Genomic DNA, 19,662 nt, shown 5'->3' on the forward strand with positions numbered 1-19,662 from the left:
TTGTATGATTATTTTAAATTATTTATCTGTTTTCATTTTGATCTATTCCGGAGTCGCCGCCTTCTTTGATATTGCCAAAGCTTCGGAATCGGCTACTGGAGTTTCGAACGGATCCAAATATGTCTTTAATGCAGTTCTCGTCGATCCGACAGCAACAGATGATCCGGCAGGATATGGAATACGGCCTTTTTATATTTCAATCTTTGAGGCGAGTTGTCGTGATAAAAGAGCTGTCTTGGGCGAAAGCTCCCCCTGCTTTAATAAGTACACTCAGGAGTGGATCCAGTTTATGTCAAGCGAGGAGAAGGTTTTTCCTGATGAAAAAGTGGATCTGGATTATCCTGCCTATTTTGGAATTGAGAATATGAAGCCGACGGAGGCTCTTGAATTTTGCAGATTGCAGGGGGGCCGCTTGCCAACCCCAAGAGAGTGGACCCTCGCGGCTTTGAACATACATGAAAATAAAAATGCAACTGACTATTCTGATCGCCTCTTAGACCACCGAGGAGTTCCAACCAGCAATTTTGGCGGGAAGGTAGTTAGGCGCAGTTCTACTCATATGAACCATTATGAGCCCGCGCCCGCTGTTGTCACTCATTTTGAAGTACTTGGTATAGATATCAGTGGAACCGTCGGAATGACGGGCAATCTTCCTGAATTCGCCGTCAACTCAGAGTCAACTCAAAACCAAAATTCCACTTTTCCCAAGTTTTCTTGTGGGTTTTCCCACGAAGTGAACCTCTCTCAGTTAGTTCAAGCATTTCAGGCGGGAGCCCTTTGCGAAGATGCGTGGATGCCACAGGGTGTCCGCTGCGTTTTTGATTATTCTTCAGAGGAGATGATCCAGATTTTTGATACCACAAAGGTCAGAGGACATCTTCGGGACTATATCGAAAAGAGACAGTCACGACTGAAAAAGAAAATTCTAAATGGGGAAAATAACGGTTCTGTCGTCGGCTTTTTTCCAGGTTTTTTTGTTGATCTGGGAGGGAGCTCAAAACCCCAGAAGCTCGAACTTCCACGTCTTTCTCATTCTCCAGAACTGATCACCGAATTCGAAAAGAAAGTAATTAACTATCAGCACTCATCACCAACTCCATCTCAACAAACACAGGGCGATGCGGAAGAATTCACCATCAAATCAGATGGCTCTGCCTCAGATACGATCGTTCCGCCAAATGAGCGGCTCTTGAAACCACTGGGTTACGGAAAATGACAGAATCGTTTTCTTCATTTCTCATTTTCTCCACTTTTTCCATTTTCTGCGCGGCTGGCGCAGCGGCGCAGGAATCCGCCATCGCCTACTCTGTCGGATCTGGTAAGGCAGACAGCTTTATCGAAATCAAATCTGAAATGATGAGAGTTCCAATGTATTTGCCCAAAGGATCGGCGCAACTTTCGAGAGATCCTCAAGATATAACTTACCTGCAGGAAGCGATTGAGAGAGCGCGGATTGTGACGGGTCAATCCCCTGGAGTATACGTTTTCTCAACCTCTCAAGAACTTAAGCCTCATGAAATCGACTTTCTCAATAGCTTGAAAAGTCAGAAAATTCACTATAGAATGGTGGTGCCAGAATCTCAATCAGTTGCTATATCAACCGACAATGGTGGCTTTGGAACTGATCCCCAAAGCTTGCCTATAACAGGTTCAAAATTGGAGGAATTCAAGGCGCAGCTTGCTGCCCAGGTTGCGAGTGAGGAAAAAGCTCCGACGAAGGGATTGGATTCTTGGTGGAAATCAGTTTATTCCCGCCCCACCAAAGGAGAGCTCTACCAGGGAGTGACTCTCGCCGCTTCGAACGGACTGATTGCTGGAAGCATCTGGCTTTCGTTGGATGGAGTGAGCCCTTGGGTCGCCTCGGCTATGACGGCTGGAATTACCCTTTATGAGTTAATATTTGCGACGCATATTCGTACTTACGATAATATCGTGGGGCATTTTCGAAATCAGACACGCCATCAATTCAATTTTGAAGATGGCCAATCATGGAACGAAATCGCAATTCGTTTTGCACATTCCACATTCATGTCCTATCTCTGGAAAGCTTTGGGCGGCGCAGTGGGCTCCTCACATTCTCTTCTTACACTGCAAGGAAATATTGAAGTCTTAGTCAATGGAATAGCTAAATTTCCAGGCTATTGGCTCGGAGCTGCAAAGAGTCATAATTTGAGTAGAAAAGCTTCGGCATGGGTCGGCTTCCCTTTATTTTTGTTGGGACCAGTCTTGTCCAAACTCGATCTATTTGGCGTGAAAATGCTGGATCTGGTTCACTTTGACCCCATCGCTATAGGCAATGTTGTTATTTATCAACCGAGCCTCCCAATTATTGGATTGGCCCTTCTCTATGGAGGCACAGCCGCGCTCATTCACTGGGGCCCCAATCAGGCATTTGAGACCTTTGCAAATCGAATGGATGACCTGTCCGCCAGAGGCGGGGCCACACTCAAATCAGTGATGGGGAGGTTTCATTTTAGGAGCCACCTGACATCATGGACCGGACGCCTCGTTCAAAGTTGTAAATCTCTCCTATTAAATCAATCTACCCCTGCTGGAATGAAGGAAAATATATGAATAAGTTACCCATCCTCCTTGTCTTAGGAATGGCCCTTGCCTTTGATGCCTCAGCAAAACGCCAGATGATGTCAACCAACGAAGGCATTGTTTTTACTGAAGGCAATTCAATAAAGTTCGGTGTCCTCAGCAAAATTCTTCACGCAAACCCGCTGTCCTCGGCCGATCCCCAATTTAAGCGGGCCTCAGAGTTAACAAATAATCCATCCGTGAAGGATGAGGCGATCATCAGTGCCTTGGATCGAATTGCCGATTTCCATCCCATTCTAGCGAAAAAATTAATGGATGAATTTCAGAAGGAGAACTATCCCGTTAAATATATCGAACTCTATGACGACCCATTTCCCCTCCCCGAACAGATCAAAGAATCGAAAGCCAGTCGTCTGTTTATGTGGAGCGAGATCGCAAATTCCTATCTCATCGACAACCACCTCTATGTTCGCCTGTCTAGCCTAGATCAGGCAAAAGTATCACTCTATATTTTTCTTGAACAGCTTGGCTTTATGACTTCAACAGAGCGACTCGAAGCCTTCGTTAATTTCGTCTACTCATCAAAAGCTACTAAACCAGACAAAAGTTTCTCCCTCGCGATCGCCGAAGAGGCTCTTAACCTAAGACTGGGCGAACTTCCTACCGATATAAATGAGGCCTTAAATAAAAACTGGCTAAAAGCTGAACAATCAGTCCACGCAGACCCAAAAACTGAGTGTTTAGTTGCCGATGACTTGAGCAAAGACAAACAACTCGGAATAGGAAATGACAGATTTATTTCGCTTCTTGACCAAAAAGGAAATCAGAAAGCACTTGTGATCCCAGCTTATGAACTTGCCTATGTTTACCCTCTCACAGAGGCCATCGGAACTTTAGCATCTGCCCACCAATACCAGGATTTATATGGCAAAGGTCTTGTTGAGGGAGCCTCTCAAAAAGCAAGAAATCGAACAGATAGAATCTGCTTCAAAAGAGTCTCTACTCCTAGTAAAAAGGAGCTTGTAAAACTGGAAGCTCTTGTGTTTGATTTTTCCGGACAAATTGATGAACTTCCGCAGGCTCTCGATAAGTCGATTGCCCATTACACAAACTATCGAAACAAGCTGGCCGCAAATTCGCTTCTGGCTGAATACAGTAAAACTAACGAGGAATATCTCAAATCTGAAAGCCCGGGAGAACGAGAAAAGTTGGGCGAATTTCTGAATGGACTAAATATACAAATATTAGGCTTTGAGTCCGGCCTTGCTGGATCAATATTGAGCATAGATTCTAGCAGTATCAAAAAGGCTTTCAAATCAAAGGAAAACAGATTCACTTATAAAATTGTCATCTCATTCATAAATAAAAGTGGCCCTACGCTTGAGTTAAAGGACTCTCCAGTTGAAGAAAGGAAGACGCAATTGCCCTAGCGCAAACTGGCCTAGCTTTTTCTCCGTCGAGAGAAAAAGCGATGCTTTTTCGCATGAATGATTTGTGATTTGTAAATTCCATGATGTCCTGAAAAATAGAAGCTCACAAAGCAGGCAATGAAGGCATAGGGACCGACCCCAAAGCCAAAAATTTCCATCGCCATGAGGCTGCAGGCGATGGGAGTATTTGATGCGCCAGCAAAAACAGCCGCAAAGCCAAGTCCCGCCAAAAGTTGAAATGATACAGGAATAAAAGTTGATAGGGCGCTGCCGAGAGTCGTTCCAACATAAACAAGAGGAATAAACTCTCCTCCTTTAAAACCTGAACCCACAGTCATTGCCGTAAAAGACATCTTAAGCAAAGGCAAGTCAAAGGAAGCGATATTGTTCAAAGCTCCTTGTATATATTCTATTCCCAAACCAGAAAAGCGATATGTTCCCTCCAGATAATAAAGCAGAACCAATACAATCCCAGAGAAAAAGGGCCTCAAAGGAGGAGAGGAAATGAAACGCAGATTCCACTTTTCAATAAAATGGCTCATGAGAACAAAACACCTGGCCGTCAAACCAAAACAAATTCCTGATAAGACAACGTAAAAAGCAATTTTGATCTCAAAATTTGGAATCTCAAATTGTGGAAAGACTGAATGGGGGGCATTTAGCAATCGCGCCGTATAAAATCCCACAAAAGAAGAAATCAAACATTCCCACCAGTGCGACAACTTCAGTTTTCCCACCGCAATTACTTCCATTCCGAAAAATGCGCCAGCCCAAGGAGCCCCAATGGCTGCACTAAATCCGGCTCCAGCCCCCGCAATCAAAAAAATCCTTCGTTCCTTAGAACAGAGCCGAAAGAGTCTAGAAATTTGATCCGAAAGAGAGGCCCCCATTTGAACCGCCGTCCCCTCACGACCCGCCGATCCGCCAAAAAGATGAGTCAATATTGTGCCAAAAAATATAAAGGGCACCATTCTAAAAGGGAGAGCTTTCCTGCAAGAATGAATCTCTTCAAGAATGAGATTGTTCCCACCGACAATCTCCTTGCCAAACCGATCATACATCCATCCGATGAAACATCCAACCAATGGGAGACACCAAATGATCTCCATGTGATCCTCGCGATAGGAAGTCGCCCACTCCAAACAATACAAAAAGGCGCTCGCTGCGATGCCAGCGAAGATCCCACTTAAGATGCTCAAAAAGCTACGAAGGCCTAAACGAAACAGAAATGATCTCACGGCCTGATTGTTAATCCCCATTTTTCATCTTTCACTATTTTATAACATGACTCTCAAGGCTAACTTCATTGAAGAACTCGCTGCCCATCTCATACCCACTGATATTTTGAAGAGTTGTCTGCGCAATATTGGCGAGTGCCTCCCTTGTTAAAAAAGCTTGGTGGGAGGTTAAAAGTGCATTTGGAAAAGTCAACAAGCGGGCGAGCTGATCGTCTTGAAGAATCTGATCCGACAAATTCTTAAAAAAGATCCCCTCTTCTTCCTCATAAACGTCAAGACCAGCGTAGCCAATATGTCCAGATTTCAGAAACTGAATCAATGCTGGGGTGTCAATCAATGCCCCGCGACTCGTATTGATGACCATCACGCCCGGCTTCATCAAAGAAAAAGATTTTTCATTCAAAATATGTCGAGTCTTTGGAGTCAATGGAACATGCAAGGAGATAATATCAGACTCTTTCAAGACCTCATCAAGTTCCAAATACTGAACGCCCATTTCCAGAAGATCAGGATTTTTGTTCTGATCATAGGCTAGCACTTCGCAACCAAAGCCAATCATGATCCTTGCCATCACCGAACCAATGCGACCCGTACCAACGATGCCAACAGACTTCTTATACATATCAAATCCAACCAGTCCTTCGAGCGAAAAATTTCCCTCCCTCACTCGATTGTAGGCCCGATGAATCTTTCTGTTGAGAGACAAAACAAGTGCCACGGCATGCTCAGCAACCGCGTAAGGCGAATATTCAGGCACGCGCACAACCCGAAGACCAAAATCGCGAGCTGCCTCAAGATCAACGTGATTGAATCCCGCCGATCTCAAGGCGATCAATCGAGTTCCAGCTTTTGAAATAACCCGGAGAGTTTCTCTGTTCAAACAATCATTTACAAAGGCACAGACACAAGGATATCCTGCCGCCAGAATCGCGGACGTCTCTGTCAAGCGAGCTTCAAAATAGGTTATTTCATGCTTCGCTTTGAGTCCTTCATTTTCTGCTATAAAGGTGGCCCTTTCAAATCCGTGACAATCAAAGAAAGCAATTTTCATGAAATAGCCCCTTTCAAAAGATACATTTTGATTCTCCGCTCCGCATCTCTCTGTTTTTAATTTTTTTAAGCAAGAACTCCTCCAGAAGGAGTACCGCACTGGATCTCATTTGAAAACCATCAAATTCGTGACTTGGAATTTCTGGCAATCCATGCACGATATGCTTGCCAGGCAATTGAATCGAGTGAACAGGCGGAGGGAGCATGAAGGCTTTTTTAGCAAAATCAGTCCAGACTGACCAAATAGATTTTGCATGAAATTAAAATTCTTTTAAGATAATATGAGCGATGCCGCACCGCTGAAGGGACCCAGCATGTCAAGTTTTGTTCCGGAAAAGCCGTTGAAGAAATACTCACTGTTCACACGACTCCTCCTGAGATCTCAAAAGCGACGATTTGGTCAACATCTGATTCCCACAATGCAATGGGGAAAACTCCCCGTCCTTCTCGGTTTTTTCACCGGCTTCTATCTCTACTTTAATCGCAAATCCTCCCATCTTGAACCCCGAATGAGATCGCTCGTCATGTTGCGGGTGGCACAAATCAACTGGTGTAGCTTTTGTATCGACCTCAATTCACTCATCCTCATCGAACGAAGTGGATCACAGGATTTGGTGAATGAGTTAGAAAACTGGCATCATAGCTCTCTTCTCTCCGAAAAAGAAAAAGCAGCTCTCTCCTACTGTGAAGAAATGACGGATTCCAATAAAAGGGTCAGCGATAAAACACGAGAGAAGCTTAAAAGCCACTTCAAATCTGACGACATAGTCGAATTGACGGCTCTCATTGCTTACCAAAACATGTCGGCGAAGTTCAATTCCGCTCTCGATCTACCAAATCAAGGTCTCTGTTTAAGAAAAAAGTAAATCACCTTGTGAATAAAGTTTTCGACCACTGAATCAATTCAATCTGCTCCGGCAGATAAACAGCGCCACCAGTCAAAACCAGAGAACAGCGAAGAAGATCTTCGATTGTGTCAATGTCGAAATTCTCACGAATTCGCTCCACTGCTCCAAATCCAGAGAGATTCTGAATCAGTTGAATGGCTGTGCGATCTGTGCTGTATTCGACATCCTGCCAAACTGAAGAGGGCAGGGAGATGCTTCCTCCAAAAAAATAAAATCCGCCATCAAGGGTCTCCCCTATCACAAACTTTTCCTTTGAATTTCTTTTTGTCAAACGAACTGCCTCTGAAAGAGTCTCGACCTCAAGATGGGGAGAGTCGGCACCCATAAAACACACGTAGGTGTGGCTCTTTAAGAGACTCTCGTAAACCAAAGCCAGCCGAGAGCCAAGATCTCCCGCTCCTTGAGAGACCACTGGAAATGAGTTCCATCTTTTCGCCCCTTGTCCGTCGGGTTCAGCCACGGCCCAGTATACTTGGAGATCCGGAATTCTCTTCTGCAACTCACTCGCAAAGGCCTCTGTTGCCGCCAGGGCAAACTCATAAAACTGGAGCGCCCGCTCAGGACCGATAGAAGACGCGAGACGCGTCTTAACGGGAGACAATTCTGGAGTTTTCACAAAAATAGCCAAAGCACCACTTGAAGTGCTGAGAGAATTTGGTTTGATCGAGGACCTCAGACTTAGGGTCACGAGACTTTTTCGCTCTTTAACAAAGTCATCAACTCTGGAATGGCTTGTCTTACTGTGAGCCTCAAATGACGAGCCGTGGTTTTAAACCAGCCCTGAATGCCATATCGCCGTGCACTGGTAGAGAGCGGAGCCCTTACGGACCTCAGCTTCACTCCCTTCTGATGAGCTCTCCAAATCAGAAGATGGTCTTCACCGTAAGGGGCTTTCTCGCAAAATCTCCCCAATTTGTTAAACACATCCCGATGCATACAAAAGCCCTGATCTCCAAAAGGTAGGCCTAAGATCCGGGAGCGAAAGCAAACACCGACTCTGTTTAAAACCATCATCCAGGGACCATCATTTAAAAACTTCAAATCAAAAAAATAAAGGCGAGTTGAATCCTGTTCGACTGACTTTTTGAGTTTGCGCACAGCCGATTGTTCAATCTTCGAATCACAGTGAAGAAACCAAAGAAAATCCGATCTGGCTGCCTGCGCACCTGAATTGAGTTGTTTTGCCCTTCCTGGGGCAGAAAAAATCCATCTGACAGTACAGGGCAATTTCGCAGACTTCGCAAGTTTCTCCAACTCATCTTTAAGGGATGTTTCTGACACGATCAAGATCTCGTCGTCTCTGTCCAATGCGGCCAAATCTGGCAGGAGTGCCTTCCATAAGTCATCTTTCTCGGCTACTGGTATAACGACCGAAATCGTTTTATTTACCAAGTCTAACAGCAAGATCCCACCCCACTCAAGTCAGTGACTCCTCCCGATTGCGAGACAGGAGCACAATCAAAAAGCCCATAATGAGTCTCCTGGCCGCCGGCAACTCTGAAAAATTCTCCATAGCGAGAATCCCGTAGCATCATGGCGGTATTTCCACAGACCAACATGGGCTTTCCTCTTTCGAATACATGGTGATCATCTAGGACAAAAGCAAAAGGACTATCCGATAATCCTCCAAGATAGGTGGCAACTTGTCCATAGTCTTCGCAACGATCCTCAAGAGGGAGCTTGAATGCTCTCACTGTCATTGAGTAGAACTCGATCAAACCCGCCTTTCTCTCTATTTCTGGATTAAGAAGAGCAATGCGAGAACGTCCCATCAAACGGTAGTCCTTACAACCCATCTGCAGAAGGAGGCGCCGAAAATCCTCAGTATAAAGCGCTCCCCCAAGACACTCCCCCACAAGAATCGGATCCTGAGTCAATTCCTTTGGAATTCTTCGACTTGAAAAGACATCCGAAAAATAGAGCTCACCTCCTGGCTTTAAAACTCGAAAAATTTCCGAAAATACTCTCTCCTTGTTTGGAGAAAGGTTCACCACGCAATTTGAGACGACGGCATCGATTGATTCACTCTTGATGCCGGCTCCTTCTAGATCTTCGATATAAGCCTTGATGAACTCCACGTTTGATTTCAAAAATCCAAATTTTTGTCTGTGATAGTCGACATGCCTTTCTGCAACCTTAATCTGCTCTTCCGTCATATCAATGCCGATAACTCGTCCTCTCGGACCAACAAGCTTTGATAAAATGAAGCAGTCGCGACCAGTTCCACTTCCTAAGTCGAGAACGGTCTTTCCCTCGAGTGCGTGGGGAATTGGCGAACCGCACCCATAAAATTTATCTTTTACCTCATCATGGATATCTTTTAGTATTTCTCGCAAATGAATTGGCATGCTCTCTGTCGGACAGCAGGCACTTGTCTTTAAATCCAAACTCGAATTTAGGATTTTTCCATAATACTCTTTTACGGATTCTAAACTTTGAGCGTTTTGGTCCATTTCAGTTCTCCTTATTTTCATTCCATTTTATATTCTAAACCAGGGCACCGGAACAAGAACTTCCAGCTCCTGCAGTGCACGCGTAACAGTGATTCTCATACCTAATCAAATCTCCCTCAAAATCATCAAATGATGAAATATCCCAGACAGTGCGACGACTGGCTCCCAAGGGTAACTCCAACATTTGATTGAAATCACAATCAAAAAGCTCACCATTCCAACTCACAGAAAGAAGACTTCGGCACATCACTCCCTCTGCAACTGCTGGGTTGAAACTGTTCGACAATAGCTCCATGTATTGAGTCAGTTTTCCAGCTCTTTGTAGATCAGAGAGAAAACGCCTGATCGGCATGTTCGTTATGGTATAGAGTCGATTAAATTCGATGCCAAACAACTCTTTGAGCTCAGTCCTATAGGCAGGCTCAAGTTTTTTTTGATCAGGTGGCAGGAAAGGGCCCAAAGGATTATAAACAAGATCGAGAATCAATTTTGTGTCTTGTTGGGCATAGCCCAAATTATTAAGCAGTCTGAGTGCTTCTATGCTTTTATCAAAAACACCACGGCCTCTCTGTTTTTCCACATTTTCTTTCGAGTAACAAGGAAGGGAAGCCACAACCTGAACTTCATGTTCCTTTAAAAAACAGGCCGTTTCCTCCTGACCTGGTTCATAAAGGACAGTGAGATTGCAACGATCGATGACAATTTTTCCAAGCTTTCTTCCCGCACTCACCAGCCTGCGAAAGTGAGGATTTAATTCGGGAGCGCCTCCCGTGATATCAACTGTGTGAATCGTCTTTGACTTTTCCAACAGTTCAATCACGCGATCAACAACCGCTCCCTCCATGTTTTCGGTGCGCTTCGGTCCCGCTTCTACGTGACAGTGATGACAGGCCAAATTGCAGAGCCGGCCGATGTTGACTTGGAGTGTTCCAAGCACACCGCGCTTCATCTGAAGTCCATGAATGGCTATATTTTCTTCAAAAGATATCACAATAGAATTTTCCTATAGTCCAGCCACAATGGCGATCAGAATTGCGATCGTCATCTTAAGATCTCCTCCATTTGTGGTATTTTGACAAAAATTCAAGCGCCTTCTGAGGGGCATTCGCTCTTTTCCACACTCCGGCCGCGTATTTATTTGCTTCTGCAAAAGTGGGATAAATATGGATGGTTCCGAGAATCTTGTTCAGTCCGAGTCCGTGTTTCATGGCTGCCACATACTCGGCGATTATTTCACCTGCGTGACTCCCCAGGATCGTCGCTCCTAAAATTCGATCGCTTCCCGGAGAAGTGAGAAGTTTGACAAATCCATGAGCCTCTCCCTCGGCGATAGCGCGATCCAAATCCTCAATTCCGTAGCGGGTCACCTCGTAGGCAATCCCCTTTTCTTTTGCTTCCATCTCGTTGAGCCCAACCCGAGCCACTTCGGGATCCGTAAAAGTGCACCAAGGGATCACTCGATAATCAACCTTGTACTTCTTAAATGGACTAAAGAGTGCATTGACGGCCACGTACCAAGCCTGATGGCTCGCTGTATGTGTGAATTGGTAAGGCCCCGTCACATCTCCAACCACATATATGTTCGGATAATTTGTGACTCTGAGATGTTGATCAGCTACAACGGTCCCCCCTGAAGAGATTTCAACACCCAATTCTTCGAGACCAAATCCTTTCACATTCGCCTTGCGGCCCAGTGCTATTAAGACCTCATCAAACGGAATTCGCAATTCCCTCCCAAGCGACTCACACACCAGGACTCTCTCATTTTTTCCAGTTGTTTCAAAACTCAAGGCCTTGTGGCCAACCAAAACAGAAACACCCTCATTCCGAAACTTCTCAGTAACAAATGATGAGACCTCTTCGTCTTCTCGATTCAGGATCCGAGGGGCCATTTCGACAAGACTCACTTGTGACCCAAATCGTGCAAAGCTTTGAGCCAACTCACAACCAATAGGGCCGCCACCAAGAACAACAAGTCTGCGAGGAAGGGTTCGCAAATTCCATAGCGTGTCGCTGGTCAGATAAGGCACTTCTGACAGTCCAGGAAGGGGGGGCACCAAAGGAGACGCCCCCGTTGCGACGACAATATTTTTTGTCCTCAAAATTTTTCCATTCACTTCAACTTCGTAAGGGGAGAGTATTTTAGCCGTTCCCTGAAAACATTCGACACCCATTTTTGAATAGCGCTCAATCGAATCGTGCGGTTCGATCTCCTTGATAATTTTCTGTACGCGGTCCATCACTTTTGAAAAATCCATTTTAACCGATGGATTTTCGAATCCAAATTCTATCGCCCGCTCAAAGTAACTAAAAATTTTGGCGGAGCGAATCAAAGCCTTGCTTGGAACGCATCCGGTATTCAGACAATCGCCTCCCATTTTGTGTTTTTCGATGAGTGCGACTTTGGCTTTGATCGCAGCTGCGATATAGGCCGACACAAGTCCTCCAGATCCTCCTCCGATCACAACCATATTGAAATCGAAGGATTTGGGTCTTTTGTACTTCCTGATATATTTTCCAGACCTATAAAATTCAAGAGCCCATTTAGAGAGAAGAGGGAGAATCCCAATCAACGAAAAAGAAAAAAGAAGTTCGGGAGAGAGAATACCATTGAGAGAATCAATCTTCGCAAGTTGCGTCCCCGCATTGACATAAACAATAGTCCCTGGGAGCATTCCGATTTGGCTCACAAAAAAGTAAGTCATGGTGCGAATTGAAGTCAAACCCATCACCAGGTTGATCAAAAAAAACGGAAAAATTGGTACAAGCCTTAGAGTCAAAAGATAAAATGCCCCCTCTTTTTTGATCCCCTGATTCACCTTTGTAATTTTATCCTTGAATTTATCTTGAATGAGGTCCCGGAGAAAAAATCGAGACGCAAGAAAGGCCAGTGTAGCTCCCAAGGTACTTGAAAATGAGACCAGAGCCACCCCCAGGCCCAAACCAAAAATAGCTCCACCCGCAAGAGTGAGAATAGTCGCCCCAGGCAAAGAAAGTGCGGTGGACAAAACATACACGATCGCAAAGATAACAGCCACAATTCCGGGATGTTCAAGGTAGAAGGAATGAAGCGAAGCTTGATGTACCTTCAAACTCTCAAGAGACAGATACTGACCAAGATCGAACCATCTGTAAGCCACGAATAGAAGACATAAAAACGCGACGAGACTGAGTCTTCCACCAATTTTTTTCGACATAAAAATGCCCCCCAAATCGATATTCACTGTTTAATCATCGCATGTAAACTTCTAATTGAGTCATCCCCGTAAATTCTAAGCCTAGGTGGCACGCTGATTGCTTGTGTTTTGTCTTTGAATCATTTTATTTCTTTGGTCAAAAAGGAGTCCCCAATGAAAATGAAAAAGTTATTTATCGCCTCCGCCCTGATCCTCGGCGCGGCTGCCTCTGCGGTGGCAGAAAGCACGACCACAATCTCAGTGCAATGCACTTGCTCCTTTACCTCCGAATACAATCAAAAAGTTATCCAAATTGGCGGGAGCAGCACGGACAGCTCAGACAGCGAAATCTCTGCCTGTATCATTCAAGATGGAAGAGTCATCAGCGGCTGTTTGGCGGCTAAAATCAATGCTCAATCCCGCTGCTGGGATCAGGCCAATGAGGCGTCTGGAGCATCTTTTGAGGCAAATAAAGCAAGAGCACTCATCCTAGAGAACACCTGCTTTGGAGAAATCGACACAAGGCCCTGATGCACCTGATATAAACCGGGAACCGCGCGCAGCTTTCCCTTTCTTTTCTTTCATTTCATTTAGCTCCGTGGCATGAAGAACAGAGCCATTGACAGATCCTTTTGTCGCGATGGAGGAGCTTATGGACATTCACGAACAGGTGTTTTGGCATACGTTAAGCGCGGAAGAAGCTGTCAATCGATTGCAGTCTGATGCAACGCAAGGTCTCTCTCAGGACACAGCAAAAGAGCGATTATTGGATTTCGGTGGAAATTTCCTCGATGAGGCAAAAAGAAGAAGCCTCACAAGAATGATTCTTGATCAATTTTCGGACTTCATGGTTCTGATTTTAATTGCTTCGGCCGTCATCTCAGGCTGGGTAGGTGAACCGGAAGACACGATCGCAATAGCCGTGATTGTGATCCTCAATTCTGTTCTTGGATTTATTCAGGAATATAGAGCCGAAAGGGCCATGCAAGCACTGAAAGTGCTTGCCACGACTCAGACCAAGGTGCTGCGCTCAGGAATTCATGAGATGATTTCGTCCCGTGATCTTGTTCCTGGAGACATTGTCTTTCTTGAGGCCGGGAACATTGTTCCTGCCGATATACGAATTATCACAGCCATCCAGTTAAAGATTGAAGAAGCCGCGTTAACGGGCGAATCACAGCCATCGGAGAAGGTCTCAGAGGTGCTATTAAAGACGGAATCACCAGTTGGGGATCGTCTTAACATGGCTCACAAAGGAACATTGGTCACCTATGGACGCGGTGTTGGAGTGGTTGCTGCAACTGGAATGCGCACTGAACTGGGCCGCATAGCCACACTTTTACAAACTGAAAAAGATGCCAAAACGCCCCTGCAAAAAAGACTGACGCGCTTTGGAAAAATCTTGGCGTTGGCCGTGGTCGCTCTCTGTGGAATTATTTTTTTAGTCGGCGTCCTTCGCGGCGAAAAGCCTTTGCTTATGTTTATGACGGCACTCAGCCTTGCCGTCGCGGCTATTCCCGAGGCCCTCCCCGCGATTGTCACGGTTTTGTTAGCCCTTGGCGCCAAACGGATGGTAAAAAAAAACGCACTCATCCGGCGCTTATCGGCGGTTGAGACACTTGGCTCAGTCACTTACATTTGCTCCGATAAAACAGGGACTCTGACTCAAAATCAAATGCAGGTTGATACCTACGCCTTGAATCACCGCGTGACTAGAGGGGGCCTCCCGGATTCGGTTGGCGACAAAACTGAGAGAGAACTGATTCTTCGGGCCATGGCGCTCAATAGTGATGTCTCAATTGATGCCGGCGGAGAACTTCAAGGTGATCCAACAGAGACGGCCCTCTGCCGAGCCGCTCAGAATTCTGGATTTATTAAGTCCGAGATTGAAAGACAGCTACCAAGAATAGCCGAAATTCCCTTTTCTTCTGAACGCGGCAGGATGAGCACAATTCATAGTGATTCATCCGGCCAGATTCATGTTTTCACAAAAGGCGCACCTGAGCGCGTTTTGCCTTTATGTCGGCATCAAAGCAAAAATGGCAATCTTATTCCACTTGATCAAGGCCTTGCACTGAATACAGCGAACTCAATGGCCAAAGAGGGCCTTAGAGTTCTTGCGTTTGCTCACGGGCGCCTGGGGTCCCTGCCCTCTGAAGCCAAAAGGGAAAGTGTCGAAGCCTGTCTGAACTTGGTCGGCTTTGTTGGACTCATTGATCCGCCCCGTCCGGAAGCAAAGCAAGCCATCAATCTTTGTCAAAGCGCATCTATTCGTGTCGTGATGATCACTGGAGACCACCCTGCTACGGCCCTGGCAATTGCGCGAAATCTGGGAATTGTAAACGAGTCGGATATTATCCAGGGCGAACATGGCCCCGTTATAACGGGTCAGGAACTGGAGCGGCTATCTCCCGAAGAGTTTGAATCCCGTGTTGAAAAGATCCGGGTTTATGCTCGCGTTTCTCCAGAGCAAAAAATATATGTCGTTAAAACGCTTCAGAAGATGGGTGAGTTTGTCGCCATGACAGGGGATGGCGTCAATGATGCTCCGGCGCTTAAGAGCGCCAACATTGGGGTGGCTATGGGAAAGATGGGCACTGATGTCGCCCGAGAGGCCGCCCACATGGTACTTCTCGACGATAACTTTGCGACCATCGTGGCTGCGGTTCGTGAGGGGCGACGAATATTTGACAATATCCGTAAATTTATTAAATACACACTCACAAGCAATGCTGGTGAAATCTGGATTTTGTTTTTAGCACCATTCCTAGGTCTCCCGGTCCCACTCCTGCCTATCCATATTCTTTGGGTCAATCTTGTTACAGATGGTTTGCCAGGACTCGCTTTGGCTGCTGAGCCCGAAGAGCTGGGAATAATGAAGCGTCCACCGCGCAGACCCAATGAAAGCATTTTTGCACACGGCCTTTGGCAACATGCCGTGTGGGTCGGCCTTTTGATGGGCGCGCTCAACCTTGCTGTCATGGCCTGGGCCTATCATTCTGGTTCAGCTCATTGGCAAAGCATGGTCTTTACAGTCTTGACCTTGTCTCAAATGGGGCATGTGCTTGCGGTAAGATCTGAGCGTGAATCCATTTTCAAACAGGGGTTTTTGTCCAACCTTCCACTTTTGGTGGCAGTGCTTATAACCTTTGGTCTGCAGATGGCAACGCTCTATGTTCCAATTTTAAATTCTGTATTTAAAACGGAAGCTTTAACAGCCTCTGAGTTGGTTATTTGTCTTGCCATCTCTCCCACAGTCTTTGTTGCTGTGGAGATTGAGAAATGGCTGATCCGGCAGGGGCGAATTTATCGTGTTGATGGGTTTAATGGGCTTAATGAGCCTAATGAACTTCATGGGCTTAATGAGCTTAATGAGCGCAGTGGGAAAAAGCAATTTTGCGAAATTAATGAAAAAATTTCGAACTGAAAATAGCTGAGCTCGGCCAAGGCCCTATCTCTTTGGCCTTGACGGAAAAAAATATTCTGTTACAAGAAAACTTCATTCCATTGAGGAGTAACTATCAGACCACCTCTTCCTGACTTCATCTTTAGATGCGCAGCAGAAGCCACGAGTACTGGAATTGTTGTAACTGACAATCGATTGCCTGACAATCCCATCATTTATGTTAATCCTCATTTCCAAAAACTAACGGGCTATAGCGCAGATGAAATCATCGGAAGGAACTGTCGATTTCTGCAAGGCCCTGAATCTGACAAGCGAGTGGTTCGTGAAATCCATGATGCAATCGATGCGAAAGTCCATTTTAGAGGAGAACTCCTAAATTACTGCAAGGACGGCTCGATCTTCTGGAACCATTTGACAATTAGCCCAGTAAAGGACGAGGCCGGGAATGTTCCGTTTTTTGTTGGAATTCAGTTGGACGTTACTGAGCAAAAAATGGCTCTTCTCGAGAGGGACAAATTGATTGAAGAATTGAATGCGATCAATAAGGGCCTCAATAGATTTGCCTTGACGACTTCACACGAACTGAGAAATCCATTGAGTGTGATTATCGGGTTTACCCAATTGCTACGGGACCGATATCTGCCTAAGCTTGACCAAAAGGCTCAGCATTTATTGGAGAGGATTGGTGCCAATGCCGAATATCTTAATAGATGCTTAACTGAGCTCCGACAATTTGGTTCGCTGGGGCATAATCCTTTAAAATTCGAGCCAGTAAATCTTACAAGTCTCGTTATGGAGGTAGTGAAAATTCTTGGGATCGAGGTTGAAGCCGGTTACGTCCATTGTTCCCAAAACCTGCCAACAATTATGTGCAATCTTCAGCTCATGATGCAGGTTTTTAAAAATCTAATCGAAAATGCTATTCAATATGGAATGGGCCAAGAGCGGGGAATTTTTATCCAGGCGCGACTGCGAGAGCAAGAGTGGTGTGAAATTGAAGTCAGCGATCACGGGCCAGGAGTTCTCCCCAATATTTTAAAATCAATCTTTGATCCCTTTGTTTCATCTGGTGAGCAGACTGGCGGCACAGGCTTGGGTTTGGCAATCGTGAAGAAAATCATAGAAGTCCACAAAGGTCACATCAGTTGCCAATCCAGTTCTCAAGGAACAACTTTCACAATTGAAATTCCAACCTCAGGCTTAGGGATGCGACCATAAAACCATAGGGTGATCTTTGAAGAAATTGGTCGCAGAGCAAAGCCACTATCTAAAATTCAAATCGGATTTGAACACGGAATGAAACTTGTGGGTAAATGAAAGGAAAATAAGCACTCGTGGATAAATTTTATCCGAAGGCATTTATGTGCTGGTAAAACTTAATGTCCAGCGGTAGGAAGAGTGGATTATGCGTCATCCCAAACCTCGGAGCAATCATATGCCCCTACGCCTACTTGTGTTTGTATTGTTAGTTGGCTACTCCGGCAGCCAAATCTGGGCAACTGAATCCAAAAAATGCTCCAAGTTATTGTTGGTTCCTGAACTCACTAATCCCTATCTGCCACTCCTAACCGGTCGCACTTATTATAAATACCAATTGGATAGCAATTCAGATGCGATCTGGAGAGTTCGAGAAAGTAATGCTATCATACGCGAAGATTTGATCCATCAAGGAAAAGGGGCCACAGAGGTAAAAACAGATCTAGTAGCTAGTTCACTTTTTGGAACAGACCTCTTGTTAGTTCATACCGATTTTCTTTTAATGGCGCGGGATCCAACAAATTCCCTTGTTTACCGCGCCAAACGAGGGCGAGATGGACAGTATGGACAATGGCAAGAAGGATCTCCCAGACATTATCACCCATCTGACGACTCTCAAGTTCAATTTCGGTGGATGCAGAGAGTAAATTACCAAATACCCCCAAATATCCTAAAATCCAGATCTTATCCGAAAACATTTCCAGACGTTATGATTTCTACCATCAAGTATCCAGATAATACGATGGAATTGTCAGTCTACGCTCGCGACATCGGGATTGTTTATTTGGAACAATCAAATTATAAATTGGGATCCGTCTACGAGCGAACATGGTATGAGTATGATTTTATAAAGTGATAGAGTTAAGCAGATTCTGTAACATAGACCTGATCAGGGAGATCAAGCCTTTTCTGGCCTGAACCGTAGAACCGGAACCGAACCTGAGTCTCGGAACCAATCAACCAATCATAGTGTCATCTTTGAAGAAATTGGTCGGACCGACAGGATTTGAACCTGCGACCCCAACCACCCCAAGGTTGTGCGCTACCAGGCTGCGCTACGGTCCGACGCCTTTAATGATTTTCATTCACTGAATGTGCTCTTGTCGTTTCTCTTTGAAATTCAAGAATCTGTCAACATGATTGCAGTTGATTCAACGTCATTAACGTCATTAACATCATTAAACAGGATTCATCTTGATTAAATGAAGATGAGGCATCACTCAGCATTAAATAGGACTTTGACTCGGGATATCTCATCAACAAGGTCTCGCAATTGATCTGTTACCTGCTCAAGATGTGATCCTAATTGGCGAATTTCTGTTGCTTTGCGAGTGTCTTTTTTTAACTTTCTCAGAGCTGTCTTTGCCCCTTCAATCGAGAAACGATCTTCGTAGAGAAGCTTCTTGATCATCATGACCATCACCACGTCTTTTTTTTCATACACGCGTTGGTTGTTTCTGGATTTTTTTGGATTCAAGGCCTCAAACTCAGTCTCCCAGTAACGCAACACATAGGTTTTAACCCCAATCAACCGGGCGACTTCACCAATTTTAAATGCCATTTTGTCTGGAATTTTCTCTAGCTGTTTTGCAAACCTCGTATCAACGAGCTCAAGGTCTGGTTCAGTGGATGGAGCGAATGCCTTCTGATCTTTTGTCTCGAAAATCCAATCTGTTGTCATTTATGTCCTCATGAAAGGCTCTGCCACAGGCCTCAGCATCGCCCATCTCGCAATTTTTTTTAAGCAGAATTCTCAGCCTACATCAATGCCGTCATCATCTTCAACGGCCAGAGAGATATCCTCTCCGTTCAGAACGGCTTTTAATACCTGGCTGGGACGAAACGTCAACACCCTTCGCGCGCTGATCTTGATCTGATTTCCAGTCTGAGGGTTTCGACCAATTCTTTCCTTTTTTTCTCGAACCACAAAGTTTCCAAAACCAGAGATTTTCACCTTATCGCCCTTGCAAAGGGTGTCCTTCAATGACCCAAATACCAGCTCTACCAACTCGGAGGCTTCCTTCTTTGAGAAACCAATTTTCTGGTAAACTTTCTCGACAATATCGGCCTTCGTCATCGTAGACTTACTAATATTTTGTTGGGGCATATCCTTGAACCTCTTTTTTATCGGATATTTCGTGTTACATCCCACTCATAGGCTACCAAGTCCTTGAAAACTTTCAATTAATTTGTGGAGTTG

17 protein-coding genes and 1 tRNA gene are annotated in these 19,662 nt (G+C 45.2%); 8 read left to right on the forward strand and 10 right to left on the reverse strand.

The window, feature by feature from the left end; all coding sequences use genetic code 11:
- Window positions 1-4: 4 nt before the first annotated feature.
- From IPJ71_04810 to IPJ71_04820, 3 genes are read left to right on the forward strand one after another with little or no spacing between them, the layout of a single operon-like run.
- A complete protein-coding gene (locus IPJ71_04810) occupies window positions 5-1,216 on the forward strand; it encodes an SUMF1/EgtB/PvdO family nonheme iron enzyme (GenBank protein ID MBK7843004.1) in 1,212 nt (403 codons plus the stop codon).
- A complete protein-coding gene (locus IPJ71_04815; GenBank protein MBK7843005.1) occupies window positions 1,213-2,574 on the forward strand; it encodes a hypothetical protein in 1,362 nt (453 codons plus the stop codon). The genes IPJ71_04810 and IPJ71_04815 overlap by 4 nt, the downstream gene beginning before the upstream one ends.
- On the forward strand, window positions 2,571-3,974 hold the full coding sequence (locus IPJ71_04820) for a hypothetical protein (protein MBK7843006.1): 1,404 nt from the start codon (window positions 2,571-2,573) through the stop codon (window positions 3,972-3,974). Before IPJ71_04815 ends, IPJ71_04820 begins: the two co-directional genes overlap by 4 nt.
- Before the next feature lie 11 nt (window positions 3,975-3,985).
- Here IPJ71_04820 and IPJ71_04825 read toward each other — a convergent pair whose 3' ends face one another.
- Both IPJ71_04825 and IPJ71_04830 read right to left on the reverse strand, forming a co-directional pair.
- Window positions 3,986-5,233, reverse strand: a complete 1,248-nt coding sequence (locus IPJ71_04825) for a chloride channel protein (protein ID MBK7843007.1) — start codon at window positions 5,231-5,233, stop codon at window positions 3,986-3,988.
- Window positions 5,234-5,246: 13 nt separating this feature from the next.
- Entirely contained in the window at window positions 5,247-6,263 is a 1,017-nt protein-coding gene (locus tag IPJ71_04830) for a 2-hydroxyacid dehydrogenase (GenBank protein ID MBK7843008.1), read from the reverse strand.
- 313 nt (window positions 6,264-6,576) lie between these two features.
- On the opposite strand from IPJ71_04830, the gene IPJ71_04835 reads away from it, so the two are divergent.
- A complete protein-coding gene (locus tag IPJ71_04835; GenBank protein ID MBK7843009.1) occupies window positions 6,577-7,128 on the forward strand; it encodes a carboxymuconolactone decarboxylase family protein in 552 nt (183 codons plus the stop codon).
- A 1-nt stretch (window position 7,129) separates the two neighbouring features.
- Here the strand turns inward: IPJ71_04835 and IPJ71_04840 are convergent, their stop codons facing one another.
- The 5 genes from IPJ71_04840 to IPJ71_04860 form a co-directional block, all read right to left on the reverse strand.
- Window positions 7,130-7,858, reverse strand: coding sequence for a glycosyltransferase (locus IPJ71_04840; GenBank protein MBK7843010.1), 729 nt, complete (start codon window positions 7,856-7,858; stop codon window positions 7,130-7,132).
- Window positions 7,855-8,574 (reverse strand): TIGR04283 family arsenosugar biosynthesis glycosyltransferase, encoded by a 720-nt coding sequence (locus IPJ71_04845; GenBank protein ID MBK7843011.1) that lies wholly within the window; start codon window positions 8,572-8,574, stop codon window positions 7,855-7,857. The genes IPJ71_04840 and IPJ71_04845 overlap by 4 nt, the downstream gene beginning before the upstream one ends.
- Window positions 8,565-9,623 carry a methyltransferase domain-containing protein gene (locus tag IPJ71_04850; protein MBK7843012.1) on the reverse strand — a complete coding sequence of 353 codons (1,059 nt, stop codon included), beginning with the start codon at window positions 9,621-9,623 and terminating at the stop codon, window positions 8,565-8,567. Before IPJ71_04850 ends, IPJ71_04845 begins: the two co-directional genes overlap by 10 nt.
- 34 nt (window positions 9,624-9,657) lie before the next feature.
- Entirely contained in the window at window positions 9,658-10,572 is a 915-nt protein-coding gene (arsS, locus tag IPJ71_04855) for an arsenosugar biosynthesis radical SAM protein ArsS (protein MBK7843013.1), read from the reverse strand.
- Between the two features lie 97 nt (window positions 10,573-10,669).
- Window positions 10,670-12,820, reverse strand: coding sequence for an FAD-dependent oxidoreductase (locus IPJ71_04860; protein ID MBK7843014.1), 2,151 nt, complete (start codon window positions 12,818-12,820; stop codon window positions 10,670-10,672).
- Window positions 12,821-12,973: 153 nt separating this feature from the next.
- Between IPJ71_04860 and IPJ71_04865 the strand changes: the two genes are divergently transcribed.
- The 4 genes from IPJ71_04865 to IPJ71_04880 all read left to right on the forward strand — a co-directional run bounded on the left by IPJ71_04865 (window position 12,974) and on the right by IPJ71_04880 (window position 18,318).
- Window positions 12,974-13,330 (forward strand): hypothetical protein, encoded by a 357-nt coding sequence (locus IPJ71_04865; GenBank protein ID MBK7843015.1) that lies wholly within the window; start codon window positions 12,974-12,976, stop codon window positions 13,328-13,330.
- A gap of 121 nt (window positions 13,331-13,451) precedes the next feature.
- Window positions 13,452-16,226 carry a cation-translocating P-type ATPase gene (locus IPJ71_04870; protein MBK7843016.1) on the forward strand — a complete coding sequence of 925 codons (2,775 nt, stop codon included), beginning with the start codon at window positions 13,452-13,454 and terminating at the stop codon, window positions 16,224-16,226.
- Between the two features lie 174 nt (window positions 16,227-16,400).
- A complete protein-coding gene (locus IPJ71_04875) occupies window positions 16,401-17,423 on the forward strand; it encodes a PAS domain-containing protein (protein MBK7843017.1) in 1,023 nt (340 codons plus the stop codon).
- 217 nt (window positions 17,424-17,640) lie between these two features.
- Window positions 17,641-18,318 carry a hypothetical protein gene (locus tag IPJ71_04880; protein MBK7843018.1) on the forward strand — a complete coding sequence of 226 codons (678 nt, stop codon included), beginning with the start codon at window positions 17,641-17,643 and terminating at the stop codon, window positions 18,316-18,318.
- A 132-nt stretch (window positions 18,319-18,450) separates the two neighbouring features.
- Here the strand turns inward: IPJ71_04880 and IPJ71_04885 are convergent.
- From IPJ71_04885 to IPJ71_04895, 3 genes are all read right to left on the reverse strand, one after another.
- Window positions 18,451-18,527, reverse strand: a tRNA-Pro gene (locus IPJ71_04885).
- A 151-nt stretch (window positions 18,528-18,678) separates the two neighbouring features.
- Window positions 18,679-19,143: a MerR family transcriptional regulator gene (locus IPJ71_04890; GenBank protein MBK7843019.1), complete on the reverse strand. Its 465-nt coding sequence runs from the start codon at window positions 19,141-19,143 to the stop codon at window positions 18,679-18,681.
- Window positions 19,144-19,215: 72 nt separating this feature from the next.
- Window positions 19,216-19,539, reverse strand: a complete 324-nt coding sequence (locus tag IPJ71_04895; protein ID MBK7843020.1) for an integration host factor subunit alpha — start codon at window positions 19,537-19,539, stop codon at window positions 19,216-19,218.
- Window positions 19,540-19,662: the final 123 nt, after the last annotated feature.

The sequence above is a fragment of the Bdellovibrionales bacterium genome (genome assembly GCA_016714165.1).
GTDB lineage: Bacteria > Bdellovibrionota > Bdellovibrionia > Bdellovibrionales > UBA1609 > JADJVA01.

Coding starts and splice junctions, on each gene's coding strand:
- IPJ71_04895 (MBK7843020.1), bottom strand. CDS start 19,539: ATGACGAAGGCCGATATTGTCGAGAAAGTTTACCAGAAAATTGGTTTC.
- IPJ71_04820 (MBK7843006.1), top strand. CDS start 2,571: ATGAATAAGTTACCCATCCTCCTTGTCTTAGGAATGGCCCTTGCCTTT.
- IPJ71_04850 (MBK7843012.1), bottom strand. CDS start 9,623: ATGGACCAAAACGCTCAAAGTTTAGAATCCGTAAAAGAGTATTATGGA.
- IPJ71_04870 (MBK7843016.1), top strand. CDS start 13,452: ATGGACATTCACGAACAGGTGTTTTGGCATACGTTAAGCGCGGAAGAA.
- IPJ71_04835 (MBK7843009.1), top strand. CDS start 6,577: ATGTCAAGTTTTGTTCCGGAAAAGCCGTTGAAGAAATACTCACTGTTC.
- IPJ71_04890 (MBK7843019.1), bottom strand. CDS start 19,143: ATGACAACAGATTGGATTTTCGAGACAAAAGATCAGAAGGCATTCGCT.
- IPJ71_04825 (MBK7843007.1), bottom strand. CDS start 5,233: ATGGGGATTAACAATCAGGCCGTGAGATCATTTCTGTTTCGTTTAGGC.
- arsS (MBK7843013.1), bottom strand. CDS start 10,572: ATGAAGCGCGGTGTGCTTGGAACACTCCAAGTCAACATCGGCCGGCTC.
- IPJ71_04865 (MBK7843015.1), top strand. CDS start 12,974: ATGAAAATGAAAAAGTTATTTATCGCCTCCGCCCTGATCCTCGGCGCG.
- IPJ71_04815 (MBK7843005.1), top strand. CDS start 1,213: ATGACAGAATCGTTTTCTTCATTTCTCATTTTCTCCACTTTTTCCATT.
- IPJ71_04880 (MBK7843018.1), top strand. CDS start 17,641: ATGCCCCTACGCCTACTTGTGTTTGTATTGTTAGTTGGCTACTCCGGC.
- IPJ71_04860 (MBK7843014.1), bottom strand. CDS start 12,820: ATGTCGAAAAAAATTGGTGGAAGACTCAGTCTCGTCGCGTTTTTATGT.
- IPJ71_04810 (MBK7843004.1), top strand. CDS start 5: ATGATTATTTTAAATTATTTATCTGTTTTCATTTTGATCTATTCCGGA.
- IPJ71_04830 (MBK7843008.1), bottom strand. CDS start 6,263: ATGAAAATTGCTTTCTTTGATTGTCACGGATTTGAAAGGGCCACCTTT.